This is a genomic window from Puniceibacterium sediminis (assembly GCF_900188035.1).
In the GTDB taxonomy this organism is placed as follows: domain Bacteria; phylum Pseudomonadota; class Alphaproteobacteria; order Rhodobacterales; family Rhodobacteraceae; genus Puniceibacterium; species Puniceibacterium sediminis.
Map to the genome: position 1 here is coordinate 59,845 of NZ_FZNN01000019.1, position 16,338 is coordinate 76,182.

The window sequence follows — 16,338 nt, forward strand, 5'->3', positions numbered from 1 at the left end:
GCACCGCCGCCTAATCTGTGGGGCAACGGAAATATGAGGAAAGAGGAAGATCCCATGCCGATCCGCTATCTGCACACCATGGTGCGCGTCAAAGACCTTGACGCCTCCATCGCATTTTTCAAACTGCTGGGGCTGAAGGAACGCCGCCGGATGGACAGCGAAGGCGGTCGGTTCACGCTGGTTTACCTGTGCCCGCCGGATCAGGATGACGGCACGGCGGATGTGGAGCTGACCTATAACTGGGATGGCGACGAGGGTCTGCCATCGGATAGCCGACACTTTGGCCACCTCGCCTATACGGTCGAGAATATCTACGACATGTGCCAGACATTGATGGACGCGGGCGTGACGATCAACCGCCCGCCGCGCGATGGGCATATGGCCTTTGTCCGCTCACCTGACAACATCTCGATCGAGCTGCTCCAGCAGGGCGATGCCCTGCCCCCGGCCGAACCCTGGGCCAGCATGGAAAATACCGGACACTGGTAAGTGCTGCGCGCCGCCTGCATTGCGATCACATTCTGGGCCGGGCCTGTCCTGGGCCAGAGTGGCGATGCCTGCAGGCTGGCGCTGGTTCTGGCGCTGGATGTGTCGTCTTCTGTGGATGCGACTGAGCACCTATTGCAGCGGGACGGGCTGGCCGCAGCGCTGGACGATCCCGATATTCGCGGCGCGATTCTGCAGGGTGCGCCGGGGGGCGTCGCGCTGTCGGTTTATGAGTGGAGCGGGCGGCAGAGATCCGTGACCATTCTGGACTGGACCCTGCTGCGCAGCGACGTCGATATTGATACGGCGGTTGCGACCCTGCGCCGAACGCCGCGCAGCGAGACACGTTATCCCACCGCCATGGGCTTTGCGCTTGGCTATGGGGCCACTTTGATGGCCCGGTCCCCGGATTGTTCGCGCCGGGTGATCGACCTGTCCGGCGACGGCATAAGCAATGACGGCTTCGGCCCCGAACTGGCCTACAAGCATTTCCCGTTTGACGGCGTCACGGTGAACGGCCTTGCGGTGCTGGGCGCCGACCCGCAGGTGCAGGACTATTTCGAGGATTTCGTGCGTCACGGTCCGGGGGCATTTGTCGAGATTTCACAAGGCTATGAAGGCTATCGCCGTGCAATGACCCGCAAGCTGTTCCGCGAAATCAATGACATGGTGATCGGGTCGCGTGCCCGGCCCCATTCCGAGGCACGCGGATGAAGGCGCTGGCGCTGTTTGTCCTGCTTTGTTGGGCCGGGGGCGCGCAGGCGGCCTGTCGGCAGGCGCTGGCGCTGGGGTTGGATGTGTCGGGGTCGGTTGACGCGCGGGAATACCGGTTGCAGCTGGATGGTCTGGCAGGCGCCTTGAACCATCCCGAAGTGCGCGAGGCACTGCTGGCCATGCCCGGCACACCGGTGCGCCTTGCGGTCTATGACTGGAGCGGCCCGCAGGATCAGCGGCTGGTGCTGGGCTGGACCGAGGTGACAGATTCGGCGGCGCTGGACGGGATCGTGGCACAGTTGCGATCTACGGGGCGGGGACCGGGCGATCCGTCAACCGCCATTGGGGCGGCGATGATGTTTGGCGCAGCGCTTGTGGCACCGCAGGGGGATTGCTGGAAACGGACGCTGGATATTTCGGGCGATGGCAAATCCAACACTGGCCCGCATCCGCGCGACGCCCATGGTGGGCTGGGCGGAATCACCGTGAATGCGCTGGTGGTTGGTGCGGATCAGATCGGCACCGGGCTGGCGGATTTGAGTGACTATTTCCGCGCCTATGTGATTTCTGGCGCAGATGCCTTTGTGGAAACCGCCCTGGGATTCGAGGATTTTGAGGCGGCCATGGTTCGCAAGCTCAAGCGTGAGTTGATCGGACCGGTGTTTTCGCGGCGCTGACGGATCAACGACTGCGGGTTTAGCAGCTGCGGAAGCCCTGACGGATCAGCTGAGCGCCGCTCACGCTTTCATAGCCGTCGATGCGGTGGCGCCATGAGGCCATGAAAACGCCGCGCAGTTTGGCCGGGAAATTTCTGGACATGACGTTGGACCAGAAATCGAACTGGTCACGCGGCAGCGGACGGCCATAAGAGCTGGGACCGTGAAAGCCAAAGACCGTGTTGGGATTGACGCAAACATTACGCGCCCCAAGGAACATCGTGCAGGATGACAGGCACAGATTTCCGCGGATTTCCACTTTTCTACCGTCGCGGCGCAGCTGTTCAACCAGTCTTGCGCGATCCTTCAGCAACCCGCCGCGATCGTTCCCGATCACCAGCACGCGACCGGACTGAACCCACTTCTGAGCAGCGCTGGCTTGGCTGGCGGCGAGGGATGAGAGGCCGAGGGGCAAAACGAAGAAAAGTAGAAGAAGCGCAAAAGCTTGACGGTTCATGGCACTATCCTAAATAAACTGGCTTTGGCAGAAGGCGCCAAAATTCTCAGTGACGGGACACAACCGAACTATCGAAAAAAAACAGGGTAATAATGTGGCCTAACGAGGGCGTTTTCAGAGCAGGTTAATCAAAGATTAATTAATTCGGATAAACTTAATGTTATCTAAGCGGGTGTCAACCCGTTTTTCAGTGACGTCGAATATAGAATTAAATCAAGCGATTACAGCGCATTACACCGATTTTCAGGAGAAATTGGAGCAGAGTGAACATACCGCCAGTCGATCTCTGAGGCGTTACGGCCGATCTTGAGCGGCTGACCTCGGGACACCGAAACCGCGTATTTTGAACGCCGGGCATGGGGCACAAACTGGTTTTCTGCCGTTCGGGCGGGATGCGGCTGCGATGATCTGGCAGAAATGCGTACAGGAACGGGCGCGGCAGAGCGGCTTTGTAGTGTCGGCTCTGTTGCCCAGAAAATCGGGACGTCTGATCGAGTACGGATGGACATGTGAGACCTTCGCGGACGGACGCCCCATTGCGGCGCAGGACTTGCCGTCGCTGCGCGCCGCGATCTGTCGATTTCACGACATGACAGAGGCGTTGCCGCAGCGCCCCGGGTTTCTGTCCTTAGAGGAGTTACTGACCGGGATTTGCGGGGGTGATGTCGACCCGTGCAGGATGCCCGAAGCTCTGATCAAAGCCTGCCGCAGCGCGCGGCGTTCTGGTGGGGCGGAGGGCTGTTGTTCATGGGGATCTCTAACCCTGACAACATCCTGAGATGCCCGCATGGGCGAACGGCGCTTCTGGATTGGGTGACTGCCGCTGCGACCTTGTGCTGTTCGATACAGGGCAGCTGCGAATCGTGAGCGCAATTGAAAGACAGGCGCTGATCGCATGGGAGGTTGCGTGCTCATGGCAGTTGGAGCCGGGGCATGGCAGACAGATGGCAACCCGTCTGACCAGGAAACGTGCCTATGCAGAACCCTGAGAGGGGGCCCGGTCGACACGCGCGCAGGGCCGTCCGTGCGCAGCCTGCATCAACTTGGAATAATATCAGTAGATATAGCGGATCTGGTCGGTCCAGTAGCGTTCCATCCGACGCAGGGACGAGGTGATATCTTCGACCCCGGAAGGCCCCAGAACACCTTTTGATTCCAGACCAACCGCATGACGTGCGAACAGTTCGGATACCACATCGCGGATATCGCGGCCCTTGGACGTCAGCCGAACCCGGACCGAGCGGCGGTCGATTTCGCAGCGCTGATGGTGCATGAAGCCCATCTCGACGAGTTTCTTGAGGTTATAGCTGACATTGCTGCCCTGATAGTAACCGCGCGTCTTGAGTTCGCCTGCCGTCACTTCATTATCACCGATGTTAAACAGCAAGAGCGCCTGCACCGCGTTAATTTCCAACACGCCGACACGTTCGAATTCGTCCTTGATCACGTCCAGTAAAAGGCGGTGCAAACGTTCAACCAACGCCAACGCCTCAAGGTAACTGGCCATGAAGTCATGGTCGTTACCCTTACCGAGTGAGGAATGTATGCTCATTATCTTCTCCGCCTGATGCGCTGTGCAGACATTTGGCGAAAAAAGACAAAAAAGCGTAAATTTTCAGAGGGATTACTAAAAAGCTGCCTATCCGGTCGCGATTTCTCGGATATCCGCAACGAGCGGTACAAATCTGTCGGGCGCGGGCAGCTGACCGGTCACCCATTGATAGAGGTCCTGATCGTTTTCAGACAGCAGCGCGTCGTAGATTTGCAGCCCGTCCTGGTCCATCTCCTCCAGTCGCGCACCGGCATAGCGGATCAGGATCAGGTCCATTTCCTTGATCCCGCGCCGCATCGACCGCATGTGCAGCCGCTTGATCGTGGTTTCGCGCGTTTCGGAGCCGGTCATTGCGTGTCTTTCAGGGTCTTGCGCAGGGCCTTTTCCAGCCGTCCAAGCCGGGCAACCTGTTCTGTCATGTGGGTCTGGATGTCACGAATATCGACGAGCATCTGTTTCATGTCCGCAGGCATGGGCTCCATATCCGGGGATTCCAACCCGTCGCCTTCGCCGGTCAGCAGCCAGGTCATCGACACGTTCAACATGCCCGCCATCATCGACAGGCGGTTGGCGCGCGGTTCGGCCACGTCTTCTTCCCAATGCTGCAGGGTCTTGAGCTTTACCCCAAGCCGCTTGGCCAGCTGTTCCTGGGTCATTTCGGTCGCCTCGCGCGCCGCCGCGACTCGGTCACCAAAAGTGGCCGCATCGGGGCCGTACCAGTTGTCGTCGTTCATATCCCTGTCCCTTTCGGCCAAAGCCGCTTGATCGGTCATTGGGCGCACCCTATGACGAAGTGTGCCTCAATTCAAATCGGTGATCCCCTTATGACTTTCCTGTCCAAGACCCTTGCCCGTGTGAAACCGTCGCCCACTGTCGCCATCACGCAATTGGCGCGTGAACTGGCCGACAGCGGCAAGGACGTGATCGGATTGGCGGCCGGAGAGCCGGATTTCGACACGCCGGACAACATCAAGGCGGCCGGCATCGCGGCGATCGAGGCGGGCAAGACGAAATACACTGCCCCTGATGGCATCCCGGAACTAAAGCGCGCGATCTGCGACAAGTTCCTGCGCGAGAATGGTCTGAGCTATCAGCCATCTCAGGTGAGCGTGTCGACGGGGGGCAAGCAGGTGCTTTACAACGCCTTCATGGCGACGCTGAACCCCGGTGACGAGGTGGTGATCCCCGCGCCCTACTGGGTCAGCTATCCCGACATGGTGCTGCTGGGCGGCGGCACGCCGGTGGTGGTCGAGACCTCGATCGAGACCGGATTCAAGCTGACACCCGAGGCGCTGGAGGCGGCGATCACGCCGCAGACCAAGTGGTTCCTGTTCAATTCGCCCAGCAACCCCACCGGGGCGGGTTATACATGGGACGAACTGAAGGCCCTGACCGATGTGCTGATGCGCCATCCCCACGTCTGGGTGATGACGGACGACATGTACGAACATCTGGCCTTTGACGGGTTTGAGTTCTGCACCCCGGCGCAGGTCGAGCCGGGGCTGTATGACCGGACGCTGACCTGCAACGGCGTGTCCAAGGCCTATGCCATGACCGGCTGGCGCATCGGCTATGCCGCCGGGCCCGAGGTTCTGATCACGGCGATGCGCAAGATGCAGACCCAATCCACCACCAACCCCTGTTCGATCTCGCAATGGGCGGCGGTCGAGGCGCTGAACGGGCCGCAGGATTTTCTGGCTGAACGGGCCGAGGCGTTCCGGGCGCGGCGCAATCTGGTCGTTGAGATGCTGAACGCTGCCGCCGGCATCACCTGCCCGGTGCCCGAGGGTGCGTTCTACGTCTATCCGTCGATTGCCGGTTGCATCGGCAAGACCAGCGCAGGCGGCACCCTGATCGACAGCGATCAGGCCTTTGTCACCGCCCTGCTGGAAGAGGTCGGCGTCGCGGTTGTGCATGGCGCGGCCTTTGGCCTGTCGCCGCATTTCCGGGTGAGCTATGCCACATCCGAGGCGGTGCTGACCGAGGCCTGCACCCGGATTCAGAAGTTCTGCGCCGGGCTTAGCTGACCCGCGATCCCCCGCCGGGGACCTTCGGCGGGGGATTGCGGCACAGGCTGACCTAGGGGTGCGATGCGATCAGGGACTTTCACCAGATCGCCCCCTCTGCCATACTCCCCGCCAACCAAGATCAACAAAAGAGCAGCATCCATGGCCGAAGACCTCCTCTCCGGACAGCCGTCCAATACCTATGACGCCTCCTCGATCCAGGTGCTTGAGGATATGGAACACGTCCGCCTGCGCCCCGGCATGTACATCGGCGGCAAGGATGACCGTGCGCTGCATCACATGGTTGCCGAAATCATCGACAACTCGATGGACGAGGCGGTGGCCGGTCACGCCACCTGGATCGAGGTTGAGCTGCACGCCAACGGCCATGTTTCTGTGCGTGACAACGGGCGCGGCATCCCCGTCGGCGCGCACCCCAAGGACCCGTCGAAGAGCGCGCTTGAGATCATCTTTTGTACGCTGAACGCGGGCGGCAAATTCAGCGGCGACAGCTATGAAACCTCGGGCGGCCTGCACGGCGTCGGGTCATCGGTTGTGAACGCGCTGTCAGACCATTTGCGGGTCGAAGTGGCCACCAACCGCGAACTCTATGCCATGGAGTTTTCGCGCGGGGTCCCCCAGGGCAAGCTGGAAAAGATCGGCGCGGCCCCCAACCGGCGCGGAACGTCGGTAACCTTCCACCCTGACCCGGAAATCTTTGGCGCGCTGAAGTTGAAATCCGCGCGGTTGTTTGCGATGGCGCGGTCCAAGGCCTACCTGTTTTCCGGCGTGAAAATCCGCTGGAAGACGGCGATTCCGGACGGCGACACGCCGATGGAGGCCGAATTCCACTTTCCCGGCGGCCTTGCGGATTATCTGAGCGACACGATGGGCGGGGCGACGACCTATGCCGAAAAGCCGTTCGCCGGAAAGGTCGAGTTCCGCGAGAAGTTCGGCCAGCCGGGCAAGGTCGAATGGGCGATAAACTGGACCCCGTCGCGCGACGGTTTCATCCAGTCCTATTGTAACACCGTCCCCACGCCCGAGGGCGGCACCCATGAGGCCGGGTTCTGGGCTGCAATCCTCAAGGGCATCCGCGCCTATGGCGAGCTGGTCAACAACCGCAAGGCGTCGTCCATCACCCGAGAAGATCTGACGGCGGGGGCTGGTGCGCTGGTGTCCTGTTTCATCCGCGAACCGGAATTCGTGGGGCAAACCAAGGACCGGCTGGCCACGACCGAAGCGTCCCGCATGGTCGAATCCGCCGTGCGCGACCATTTCGACAACTGGCTGGCGGCGGACACGAAATCCGCCGGGGCGATTCTGGACTTTCTGGTGCTGCGGGCCGAGGAACGGCTGAAGCGGCGGCAGGAAAAGGAAACCCAGCGCAAGACGGCCACGAAAAAGCTGCGCCTGCCGGGTAAACTGACGGACTGCACGTCGAAGAACCGCGAAGGCACGGAACTGTTCATCGTCGAGGGCGATTCGGCTGGTGGATCGGCCAAGGGCGCGCGGTCCCGTGAAAATCAGGCGCTGCTGCCGCTCAAGGGCAAGATCCTGAACGTGCTGGGCGCGGCCTCGTCCAAGCTGGGCACCAACGCCGAAATCTCGGACCTGTGCGAGGCGCTGGGGGTCGGCATGGGCAGCCGGTTCGTCCTGGACGATCTGCGCTATGACAAGATCATCATCATGACCGACGCGGACGTCGACGGCGCACATATCGCCGCGCTGCTGATGACGTTTTTCTTTACCCAAATGCGCCCGCTGATCGACAACGGCCACCTCTTCCTAGCCTGCCCGCCGCTGTACCGGCTGACGCAGGGGGCCAAGCGGCTATATGTGGCGGATGACGCGGAAAAAGACATGTGGATGGAAAAAGGTCTGGGCGGCAAGGGCAAGATCGACGTGCAGCGATTCAAGGGTCTGGGCGAGATGGACGCAAAGGACCTGAAAGAGACGACAATGGACCCCAAATCCCGCAAGCTGATCCGGGTAACGATCGACGAGGATGAACCGGGCGAGACCGGCGATCTGGTCGAACGCCTGATGGGCAAGAAGCCCGAATTGCGCTATCAGTATATTCAGGAGAACGCGCGGTTTGTGGAGGAGTTGGATGTTTGAGTTTCAAAAGACTATACAAGTTCTACTCTGAAAAAAGCGCCATGCGAAATCTTGAGCAGCGGCGCTTAAAAATAAGCCGACTCCAAGATATAAATGATCCATTCGAGTGGAACCCCTATCGCCTCGACAAAGCCGAAGACAGAAAAACTTGGGAGAAACTCCGCGAGCAGCTCTGGCGCGACAAGGGGTTAATTTCATTTTCAGATCGATGGAGCAATCCGGTTTTGTGGTCCCACTACGCAGAATCACATAAAGGTTTATGCCTAGGATTCGATATAAGTGATAAAATTGCATTTCCCGTACTCTATAAAAACATTCGGCAAAAACTCCCATCACTTCAACAGATCGCCAATGAAAGAGATTGGGAATCCCTTAAAGATGCCAGCCTAATTAAGTATTCACACTGGCGTTACGAAACGGAATGGAGAATACTTACCGGAATTTCCTCAAAAGAGGAAGAAGGTCTATATTTCGAACCGTTTTCGGGAAAATTGAAATTAAAGGAAGTCATTATTGGTGCACACTCTTCTGCTAAATCAGAGGAGATCCGCAAACTTGTTGGGGAGGATGTGGAAATTTCCACAGCGAGGCTGGCCTTCAAGACTTTTAAAGTTACGAAACAATGGGATAAAGGGCTCCAAAAGTAGATATTCTACAAACATCTATTCCATTATTTTTGCCTCAAGACCGCGGGTGGGCGCTCCTTACGGTTGTGAATGGCAGTTTATCGTGCTGCCGCATCTGCCCTCGAAACAGAGCGCCACGTCAACAGAGCGCCCGCCGTCACGCCAGAGGCGTGCCTGCGGCACGACGGGGCGGTCGGGCGCTGCCCGGCGGCGCGAGCGCCTTGATTCCGGGCTGGGGCTGTGGGGGGCGGGCGCGTTACTCCGCGACCTGAATGCTTTTCAGCCAGGCCACCAGATCGACCACCGGGCCGGAGGTCAGGATGGGCTGGCCCGCCGGGGTCTTGACCGCCGCGCCCGGGGCCTCGTCAAACAGCTGTCCGTAGATCGGCATGGGGGATCCGTGGCTGACCAGCGGCTCGCGTCCGTCGATGCGCATGACCACGCGCAGCACGGGAAATTCGTTGTCATTGCGAAGGGTCAGCCGGGTCAGGTCGGTCGGCTGAATGAGCAGGATGGGCGCCATCGGACCACCGCCCGCCGCATCGGCCCCATGGCAGACGGCGCAGTGGCGCGCGAAATGCTGCGCCCCGAGCGCCGGATCAGCATCCTGCGCCCCCGCCTGCGCGGCGCACAGCCCCGTCAGGGCAAGCGTGAGTGCGGAAATCAAACGGTTCATGTCATGTCCTTTCAACTGGCACGCCCCGAGGGTACCACATCACCGCCGGGTCGCGATTTGACTCAGGACAACCCGGCCGACCCGCTGCGCGGTAAATATATTCGCGCTGCTGCGGCGCGCGACCCTTGCGCAAAACACCGTTTCGCCCCACCTTTCGTTATGCAGGACCGCCGCTGGCCAAGGCCGCGCGACCTGCTGCCTCACCGGTGACATCGCCCTGACCGCATCGGTCAGGCCACCCTGCCCCGCCTGAGCATCCACCCGATGGGCATGACGCCGTTCGGGAATCTGTGCGAAGGAATATCCCCATGTCCAAGGAAAAGAACCGCGGCAACAAGGAAACCAAGAAGCCGAAGAAGGAAAAGGTAAAGGTGCTGGCGACTGCCAACTCCGGGGCCAAAGGCGCCACCACCATTTCCGGCAAAAAGGTCAACTGAGCCCACAGAGGGACCCCGCGGACCGCCTGGCGGCGCGGGGCCTCTCGTTACGAGGCGCGCCATACACACGGCGAGGTGATGCCCTGACACTTGCCCCACCCCATCACATGGGCTCCTATCGTTTCATGCGCGCGCTTTTTATGGTCATGTTTGTTCTGTCCGCCTGCGGTCGTCCCCTGACCCCGCCAGAGCGCGCCTATGTTCAGGCTTTGCAGGGGGATCAGACCGATACATCCCGCGTGCGTCTGATCGACGGGCATCCCGGGGCGGCTGTCACCTTTCAGCGGCCGGTGCGCCCGCGCCTGACCTGTTCGGAGCGGATCTGGCCCCCGTCGCGCGGCGAAGTGGTGACGGTGCAGCCCGGCGGCATGGCGATCTTCAACCACATGATGTTCCGCGACGACCTCTATCGCGATGATTTCCTTTCGGAATACCCCGAAGTTATCGACCTTGCCGACGCCATGCTGCTGGCGCATGAAATGACCCATGTCTGGCAATGGCAGAACCGCAAGCGCACCGGGTACACCCCGCTCAGGGCCGCATCCGAGCATAGCAGGACCCCCGACCCCTATCTGTTCGAAGAGGATACGTCGGTGGCTTTCCTTGATCACGGATTTGAACAGCAAGGCGCGATTGTCGAGGAATACGTCTGCTGTGCGCTGCTGGATTCCGAAGCCCCGCGCACCGCACGCCTGCATGCGATGATCGCCGAGGCGATGCCGATGTCCCGGCTGGATGAGGTGCTGGACTACCGCGCTGTGCGCATGCCCTGGAGCGGGGTCAAGGTCGAGGGGATCTGCCGCTAGGCCTGTGGCTGTGTGCGAGGCTGGAGGACAAGCGTGACCGGGTCGAGCCTACTCCGGTCAACAGAGAATGAACCGAACCAAGGCAATCAATTGGCACCGACACGAATGGCGGCTGCGGTTTTCGGCAGACCTGACGCAAACTCAGACCACGGCGGTCAGATACGGCGCCGGGCTGTCCCCCCCTTCGGGCCAGGGCGCATAGGCGCCATCCACCCGCAGGCTGACACGCACCGACCCCGGCCGTTCGCGACGGGCCCGAAGCGATATTTGGCGGCCGTCGAAATCACGCAGGTCCAGTGTTGCGGGCAGGCCATCACCTTCGAGCGCCTCGCGCAACATTGTCAGCGCAAGGCTTTGTCCAAGACGCAGGCTCTGACGGTTCTCAACGTCATAGAAACCACCCGCAATGCTGCGCGCCAAGGCCACGTTTCTGGCCAGTTTGTCCAGTTCCCGCGCAAGGTCGGGATGACCGTTCGCCGCAGAATTGTGATCCGGAGAGGTGGCAAATAACGCCTTGAGCAGCGTGACCTGCGTGCCCGCCAGCACCGCCCGCCCGACACCCAGCGCCGGGCAAAGCCGGTTGCTGCCCTTTTCGACCGGGGGCAGGATCAGGTTCTGGCGCAATGCGAGCGGGGTCCAGCCTTCGATCACGCCGCCGGCGTCATCGGGCATGGCAAAGCTTCCGGTGCCTTCGACGCCGTTAAGCCGCGCGATCCAGTGCAACAGGCGCGGCGTGCAGGCGTTCAGCCGGTCCAATGCGGCCTGTTCGAGCATGGCTTCGGGACCGGCACGCATGTCTTCGCCAGACTGCATCAGCGCCCAACGGGCTGCGACGACTCCGGGCCGGGCAACGCGGGGACCGCGAGAGTTGCGGCGGCAGACCTCTTCGGCACGGCGCGCCGCGTTCAGCATCAGCGTGAAAATCCGCGACCCGGTCCAGCGTGCGCCGCCCAGCGCCTGCATCAGCCCCGGATCCATCGGTTTTTCCTGGGTAAATAGTTGCAGCGCTGCGTTGAAATAGGCCTGGCTGGGATGGCGGCGGTGCATCTGGATCGCCAGATCGCGCGGGGTGCGCATATCCGGAATCGCCGGGTCGCTCCGTCCGGGCATTGGCAGGCTCGCGCCGCAGGCGGCCTCGATCCAGCGCAGCCAATGCGACATCGATTGCGCCGGCCCCGGATCACCGACACCCGGAACGCCAAGTGCTCTGCCGCCCGGACCAGCGGCGCGCGGTCGGGCCGCGTCGAAAAATGCCGAAAGGACAGGTTCGGCTGTGGCGGGTGATGTGGGGAGAAGATGGGGCTGACCATCGCACCGGATTGGGGATGCGGCACAATGGTCAGCATCACCCGGCACACTCAGGGAGAGAAGATCTGAGAGCGGGCTGTCGCCGGACAGGGGAGAAGAGTGGCGGGGTTGCCACGGGAGTTGGCGCAGTTCCGTCTGCAGTTCGTGCAGGGTGAATTCTGTAGCTCCATCGATCCGGACGCCGCGCTGCGGGTCGGAGAGGTCGGCAAAGGGGATGTCGCGCAGCAGGGTCAGCGCATAGATTCGCGCCATTTCGCAGGCCAGCGCATCGGCATCCATCATCGGGCGTCGGGTGACCGGGGGGGGCGAAGAAGCGGGCGCGGCAGGTTCTGTGACGGTCTTGCCACCGTAAATCACGGTGAAGGCGGCGGGTCGGATACGGGTATCAGCGATCATGGCGGTTTCCCCTGGAGGTTCCGGCGCCGACCAAGTTGTCGATACGGCGCTCCTATTCGTTAACGTAAAGTAAACAGGCCAGCGTGATCGCTCCGTGAACTCCGCGGCAATTGGGCATGAATTCCCCTGCGTCAACTTGTGTCAGCACCTCATTTTTCGTGAAAAAAGCGCAAACACGGAGCGGTCGCTTGACGTTAGGGCCACTGACAGCGTTTTCTGAGACAAGAGATAGTTAATAGATTGGAATGCAGCATGGTCCTTACCTGGTCGCCGCCGGTGTCCGCCGAATTCTGGGACGCCTATCTGGATTGGTCCTGGCTGCTGCAGGAACGGCGCGCAGCGCTGTCCCCGCCTCCGGTGCACACGCCAGACTGGTTCACGCCGATGTTTGTGCGGCTCAAGGCCAGTGGCACCCCGCCCAGTCTTGAAAAGACGCGCAAGACCATCCTGAGACATGTCCGAACGCCCGGCGATCCCTTGATGATGGACCCGCAGGAATTCCGTCGGCTGAAGGCCCGCAGTCGTCCCAACGATCCCCTGCAGGGCCTGCCGGATGAATACTGGCTTTACCTGCGGCGTGGTACGCCGCCGTCAGACTACGGCGATCTAATGGAATTGATTGACGTGGGGTATCCCGTCAATCTGGATGCCTCTGGATCGCACTCGTGGCTGGATGAAGAGGATGAGGTTGAAACCAGCAAGCCTGAAAAGTCGGGCAAGTCCCGCCCGATCGTGGCGATCATCGACGACGGCATCGGCTTTCTGAATGCCCGATTCCGCAAACCGACACGCAACGGGAAATACCGTACACGGTTTCATGCGGTCTGGTTGCAGGCGCTTGAAACGCGCCGCAGGGGCCCCGGCCCGCGTCGCGCCCTGATCGGTGAAATCCTCAGCCGTAAGGACATAAACAAATGGGTGCGCAAGGGGCAGGAGCTTGAGGAATCAGCGGTCTATACCCAGCTGAGCCAGCAGCTTTTCGGAATGAATGAGCCCAAGTCGTTGGTCTTTGGCACCAGTCACGGCACGCATCTTCTTGATCTTGCTGCCGGGGCGAACCCCGAAGATGGCGACGACCCCGTGCACCGCTGGCCGCTGATCGGCGTGCAGCTGCCCCCCGAGGCGGTTGCCGACACATCCGGCATGCGGTTTGAAAGCTACATGGTGCAGGCGGTGCGCTGGATCCTGTCCGAGGCGGCAAGGATCAACAAAAAGGCACCGGTTATCATCAACCTGTCGCTTGGCATGTTGGCCGGGCCCAAGAACGGCACCAGCTTTGCCGAATACCAGATCGCGCGCGAGGCCGCGCTTTGGGAAGAAGTCACCGGCCAGCCGGTGCGCATCGTCTGGGCCTTTGGCAACAACCGGCGCAGCCGTCAGGTGGCGCAGTTCGACTATGACCCGGGTGCGGGCGTGATCGAACATCAGATCACATGGCGCGCCCAGCCCGACGATCTGACGGCCAGCTACATGGAGATTCGCACAGCCGCGGGCGTGCCATCGGATCAGATCGAGATATCTCTGACCTCTCCTTCGGGGGCGGCGTCGGGATTCGTGCCGCTGCCGACGGGTGCCTACCGGTCTCTGGACGTGAACGGCGCACCGATCGCGCGGATCTATCATGTTGAGAAGCATAGCCTTAGCCCAACGGTCGAGCAGGTTGCGACCCATACGCTGGCCCTTGCCCCGAACGAGGCGCAGGTTGCCGGAGAGCCGCTGGCCGAGGCCGGAACATGGTCGGTCGCGGTGCGCTATACCGGCACCGCGCCCTGCGCCGTGCATTTGCAGATCCAGCGGGATGAGAACCTTCCGGGGTTCCACAGCGGCGGGCGGCAGTCCTATTTCGATGGCGGGGAAGATGCCTATGTCTGGGATCCTGAATTCCGGAACTGGAGCGGACTTGCCCCCGATTGTCCGATCACCCGGGCGGCGACGCACAGCGCGCTGGTGACGGACACGGGCCGACAGATCTTCAGCGCCGCCGCAGCCATGTGGGAAGCGTCGACGCAAAGCTATATCCCCGCCTATTACACCCCTGACGGATCTGATTGGACCGTGCCGGGTCCCACCGTCGCCACGCGCGCCGAGGATGGTTGGGTCGAACGCGGCGTGTTGTCATCAAATACGCTTACCGGGTCGGTGTCGCCGGTTGCGGGCACCAGCGCGGCGGCCGGTCGGCTGACCCGGGCGCTGGCGATGAATGCGAAACTGGTTGTGCAGAACGCGGCAGCAGGCGGCGGGACCCAGATGGACGATCTGGTCGGCGGTGTCGTGCCGTTGCTTCCCGTTCCGCCGGGCGAAACCAACCGTCTGGGCGCAGCGCTGGTCAATGTGCACATGGGCGCGCGGCCACGCGGCTAGGTTTGGCTGATGGCCCTGCCCGACAGGTTGGCGCGGGGACCATCGGCAGAACCGTTCCGGCCTGCTGATGGTCCCTGCGTGACATGCAACAGGAACATCGGTCGCGCCGATTGAAGCAGAGCATGCTGCGCGAGGGCATGCGTCGGCCCATCGGGGCATGAGATTTGTCGACTGACCTTAGCTGGGCCTGCCCGTCGGCATCTGGAAGGTGAAGACGGTTTGGGACTCGTCCGATGCGACCGACAGCGTCCCCTCATGTCCCTTGGCAATCTCGGAAGCGATGAACAGGCCCAGCCCCAGGCCTTCCCTGCTCGGGCGATCCCGCCCACGTTCGAAGGGCATGAACAGTGTTGGCAGCATTTCGTCTGATATCTTTGCACCACCGTTCGCGACCGAAAGGACAAAGCTACCGTCGATGACCCGGGCGACGACCTTGATCGGGTTGCCTTCGAACCCGTGGGTGATCGCGTTCCCGAGAAGATTCGAGAAAAGCTGAGACACGCGCGGGACATCGCAATGGACCGCGACGGGCAGATCGATCTCTGCAACGATCGGCTGATCCGGCGCGACGGCCTGAAGTTCGGAAATGATCTGGCTCAAGGATGCGCTAAGCTCCTTAGTGAGCGTGCGTTCGATAACGATCCCGCCACCACTGCGTTTGCGAGCGTGATCGAGCAGGTTTTCGATGAGCAGGCCCATGCGGTTGACTGATGCCCGCATCAAGCCGACCAGTTCGGCAGCTTTCTCGTCGATGTCCCGGCGCCCGATCATTCGCAATCCGGCGGACAGCGCGTTCACCGGGTTGCGCAGGTCATGCGCAAGGATCGCAATGAACTGTTCCTGAATTTCGGCCAGCTTGCGCTCATGCTGGAGCGCGCTTTTGCTTTCGGACAGCGCCTCCTCGGCATCGAGCCCATCGCCGATCATTTTTGCGAACAGGCGAAACATCGACAGGACCCGGTCATCACTCAGCTTGCGCGGCTCTGGATCAATGGCACAAAGTGTCCCAAAGAACGACCCATCCGCCCGACGGATCGGAACAGAGATATAGCCGCGAAACCCGTAACGGGCAGGGCAGTGGTGATTGACGTAAGCCGGATCGCTTTGCACGTCATCAATCACGATCTCTTGATCGTATTGCCTGACTTCGTGGCAAAGTGTGCTTTCGACCTCGAGTTCGTCGCCCGGAGTGAGCCCGAACGAGATCTGATCGACAGCCCGGCAGGTGATCCAGCGGGATTCCGTGACCCTTGCTACGGCAGCAAAGCCCATTCCGGTTGCGAGAAGGACGGTTTCAAGAAGCGTGGGAATAGTCGTGCTGCGACCAATCGCATCGATATCGCCTTGAAAGTCGTGTGTCTGCATCAGGGTATCAGTCGCCTCACACGCATAGAGTGTAACTTTTTGGGCTGGTCTCGCCTAAGTTCATGTTAGAGTTACATCAGCGCATCCACAATGAAAAGGCGCGCAAACCCCGCAAAAGCGGGCTTGATTACGGGATTTACCTCAAAAATTGGCCCCGTTCAGGCGATTGAGCATGCGGAACGGCAAAAAATGTGCCCACTCGGCATCCCCCCGGTGTGGCATTGTTGCACAACTCTGACTATGGACGATTCACAACGTGAATCTATGCGGTTAGAGGGTCTTTATGAGCAAGCCACCTCCCGCCCGCTACC

At 61.0% G+C, this 16,338-nt stretch carries 16 protein-coding genes; 9 read left to right on the plus strand and 7 right to left on the minus strand.

From position 1 onward, the window contains the following. Positions 1 to 54 precede the first annotated feature (54 nt). Genes CHB75_RS17490 through CHB75_RS17500 form a run of 3 tightly spaced genes read left to right on the plus strand, consistent with a single transcriptional unit; the run spans position 55 to position 1,877 of the window. A complete protein-coding gene (locus CHB75_RS17490; protein WP_089272843.1) occupies positions 55 to 489 on the plus strand; it encodes a VOC family protein in 435 nt (144 codons plus the stop codon). Beyond that, positions 490 to 1,200, plus strand: coding sequence for a DUF1194 domain-containing protein (locus CHB75_RS17495; protein ID WP_089272845.1), 711 nt, complete (start codon positions 490 to 492; stop codon positions 1,198 to 1,200). Next, positions 1,197 to 1,877, plus strand: a complete 681-nt coding sequence (locus CHB75_RS17500) for a DUF1194 domain-containing protein (protein ID WP_089272847.1) — start codon at positions 1,197 to 1,199, stop codon at positions 1,875 to 1,877. Before CHB75_RS17495 ends, CHB75_RS17500 begins: the two co-directional genes overlap by 4 nt. Before the next feature lie 19 nt (positions 1,878 to 1,896). Here the strand turns inward: CHB75_RS17500 and CHB75_RS17505 are convergent, their stop codons facing one another. The 4 genes from CHB75_RS17505 to CHB75_RS17520 all read right to left on the minus strand — a co-directional run bounded on the left by CHB75_RS17505 (position 1,897) and on the right by CHB75_RS17520 (position 4,698). Next, positions 1,897 to 2,373 carry a hypothetical protein gene (locus CHB75_RS17505; RefSeq protein ID WP_089272849.1) on the minus strand — a complete coding sequence of 159 codons (477 nt, stop codon included), beginning with the start codon at positions 2,371 to 2,373 and terminating at the stop codon, positions 1,897 to 1,899. Positions 2,374 to 3,427: 1,054 nt separating this feature from the next. Further along, complete coding sequence (locus CHB75_RS17510) at positions 3,428 to 3,925, minus strand: MarR family winged helix-turn-helix transcriptional regulator (protein ID WP_089272851.1); 498 nt, start codon at positions 3,923 to 3,925, stop codon at positions 3,428 to 3,430. An 87-nt stretch (positions 3,926 to 4,012) separates the two neighbouring features. Next, complete coding sequence (locus CHB75_RS17515) at positions 4,013 to 4,276, minus strand: succinate dehydrogenase assembly factor 2 (RefSeq protein ID WP_089272853.1); 264 nt, start codon at positions 4,274 to 4,276, stop codon at positions 4,013 to 4,015. Then, a complete protein-coding gene (locus tag CHB75_RS17520; protein WP_425439516.1) occupies positions 4,273 to 4,698 on the minus strand; it encodes a helix-turn-helix domain-containing protein in 426 nt (141 codons plus the stop codon). The genes CHB75_RS17515 and CHB75_RS17520 overlap by 4 nt, the downstream gene beginning before the upstream one ends. A 51-nt stretch (positions 4,699 to 4,749) precedes the next feature. Between CHB75_RS17520 and CHB75_RS17525 the strand changes: the two genes are divergently transcribed. The 3 genes from CHB75_RS17525 to CHB75_RS17535 all read left to right on the plus strand — a co-directional run bounded on the left by CHB75_RS17525 (position 4,750) and on the right by CHB75_RS17535 (position 8,699). After that, a complete protein-coding gene (locus CHB75_RS17525; protein ID WP_089272856.1) occupies positions 4,750 to 5,952 on the plus strand; it encodes a pyridoxal phosphate-dependent aminotransferase in 1,203 nt (400 codons plus the stop codon). Positions 5,953 to 6,093: 141 nt separating this feature from the next. Further along, on the plus strand, positions 6,094 to 8,052 hold the full coding sequence (gene parE, locus CHB75_RS17530; RefSeq protein ID WP_089272858.1) for a DNA topoisomerase IV subunit B: 1,959 nt from the start codon (positions 6,094 to 6,096) through the stop codon (positions 8,050 to 8,052). After that, positions 8,049 to 8,699 (plus strand): DUF2971 domain-containing protein, encoded by a 651-nt coding sequence (locus CHB75_RS17535; protein ID WP_089272860.1) that lies wholly within the window; start codon positions 8,049 to 8,051, stop codon positions 8,697 to 8,699. The genes parE and CHB75_RS17535 overlap by 4 nt, the downstream gene beginning before the upstream one ends. A 235-nt stretch (positions 8,700 to 8,934) precedes the next feature. On the opposite strand, the gene CHB75_RS17540 is transcribed toward CHB75_RS17535, so the two are convergent. Beyond that, complete coding sequence (locus CHB75_RS17540) at positions 8,935 to 9,354, minus strand: c-type cytochrome (protein ID WP_089272862.1); 420 nt, start codon at positions 9,352 to 9,354, stop codon at positions 8,935 to 8,937. A gap of 308 nt (positions 9,355 to 9,662) precedes the next feature. Between CHB75_RS17540 and CHB75_RS22395 the strand changes: the two genes are divergently transcribed. Both CHB75_RS22395 and CHB75_RS17550 read left to right on the plus strand, forming a co-directional pair. Beyond that, positions 9,663 to 9,791 carry a hypothetical protein gene (locus tag CHB75_RS22395; protein ID WP_089272864.1) on the plus strand — a complete coding sequence of 43 codons (129 nt, stop codon included), beginning with the start codon at positions 9,663 to 9,665 and terminating at the stop codon, positions 9,789 to 9,791. Positions 9,792 to 9,916: 125 nt separating this feature from the next. After that, positions 9,917 to 10,597, plus strand: a complete 681-nt coding sequence (locus CHB75_RS17550; protein ID WP_089272891.1) for a hypothetical protein — start codon at positions 9,917 to 9,919, stop codon at positions 10,595 to 10,597. Positions 10,598 to 10,738: 141 nt separating this feature from the next. On the opposite strand, the gene CHB75_RS17555 is transcribed toward CHB75_RS17550, so the two are convergent. Further along, entirely contained in the window at positions 10,739 to 12,301 is a 1,563-nt protein-coding gene (locus tag CHB75_RS17555; protein WP_089272866.1) for a hypothetical protein, read from the minus strand. Positions 12,302 to 12,553: 252 nt separating this feature from the next. Here CHB75_RS17555 and CHB75_RS17560 point away from each other — a divergent pair, with 252 nt between their 5' ends. Beyond that, the gene (locus tag CHB75_RS17560) at positions 12,554 to 14,662 is read left to right on the plus strand and encodes a S8/S53 family peptidase (protein ID WP_089272868.1); all 2,109 of its coding nucleotides are present in this window, start codon (positions 12,554 to 12,556) and stop codon (positions 14,660 to 14,662) included. Between the two features lie 177 nt (positions 14,663 to 14,839). Here the strand turns inward: CHB75_RS17560 and CHB75_RS17565 are convergent, their stop codons facing one another. Further along, complete coding sequence (locus CHB75_RS17565; RefSeq protein WP_176439182.1) at positions 14,840 to 16,027, minus strand: GAF domain-containing sensor histidine kinase; 1,188 nt, start codon at positions 16,025 to 16,027, stop codon at positions 14,840 to 14,842. Positions 16,028 to 16,338 lie beyond the last annotated feature (311 nt).

Coding starts and splice junctions, on each gene's coding strand:
- parE (WP_089272858.1), top strand. CDS start 6,094: ATGGCCGAAGACCTCCTCTCCGGACAGCCGTCCAATACCTATGACGCC.
- CHB75_RS22395 (WP_089272864.1), top strand. CDS start 9,663: ATGTCCAAGGAAAAGAACCGCGGCAACAAGGAAACCAAGAAGCCGAAG.
- CHB75_RS17510 (WP_089272851.1), bottom strand. CDS start 3,925: ATGAGCATACATTCCTCACTCGGTAAGGGTAACGACCATGACTTCATG.
- CHB75_RS17540 (WP_089272862.1), bottom strand. CDS start 9,354: ATGAACCGTTTGATTTCCGCACTCACGCTTGCCCTGACGGGGCTGTGC.
- CHB75_RS17565 (WP_176439182.1), bottom strand. CDS start 16,027: ATGCAGACACACGACTTTCAAGGCGATATCGATGCGATTGGTCGCAGC.
- CHB75_RS17505 (WP_089272849.1), bottom strand. CDS start 2,373: ATGAACCGTCAAGCTTTTGCGCTTCTTCTACTTTTCTTCGTTTTGCCC.
- CHB75_RS17490 (WP_089272843.1), top strand. CDS start 55: ATGCCGATCCGCTATCTGCACACCATGGTGCGCGTCAAAGACCTTGAC.
- CHB75_RS17525 (WP_089272856.1), top strand. CDS start 4,750: ATGACTTTCCTGTCCAAGACCCTTGCCCGTGTGAAACCGTCGCCCACT.
- CHB75_RS17500 (WP_089272847.1), top strand. CDS start 1,197: ATGAAGGCGCTGGCGCTGTTTGTCCTGCTTTGTTGGGCCGGGGGCGCG.
- CHB75_RS17550 (WP_089272891.1), top strand. CDS start 9,917: ATGCGCGCGCTTTTTATGGTCATGTTTGTTCTGTCCGCCTGCGGTCGT.
- CHB75_RS17555 (WP_089272866.1), bottom strand. CDS start 12,301: ATGATCGCTGATACCCGTATCCGACCCGCCGCCTTCACCGTGATTTAC.
- CHB75_RS17560 (WP_089272868.1), top strand. CDS start 12,554: ATGGTCCTTACCTGGTCGCCGCCGGTGTCCGCCGAATTCTGGGACGCC.
- CHB75_RS17520 (WP_425439516.1), bottom strand. CDS start 4,698: ATGACCGATCAAGCGGCTTTGGCCGAAAGGGACAGGGATATGAACGAC.
- CHB75_RS17515 (WP_089272853.1), bottom strand. CDS start 4,276: ATGACCGGCTCCGAAACGCGCGAAACCACGATCAAGCGGCTGCACATG.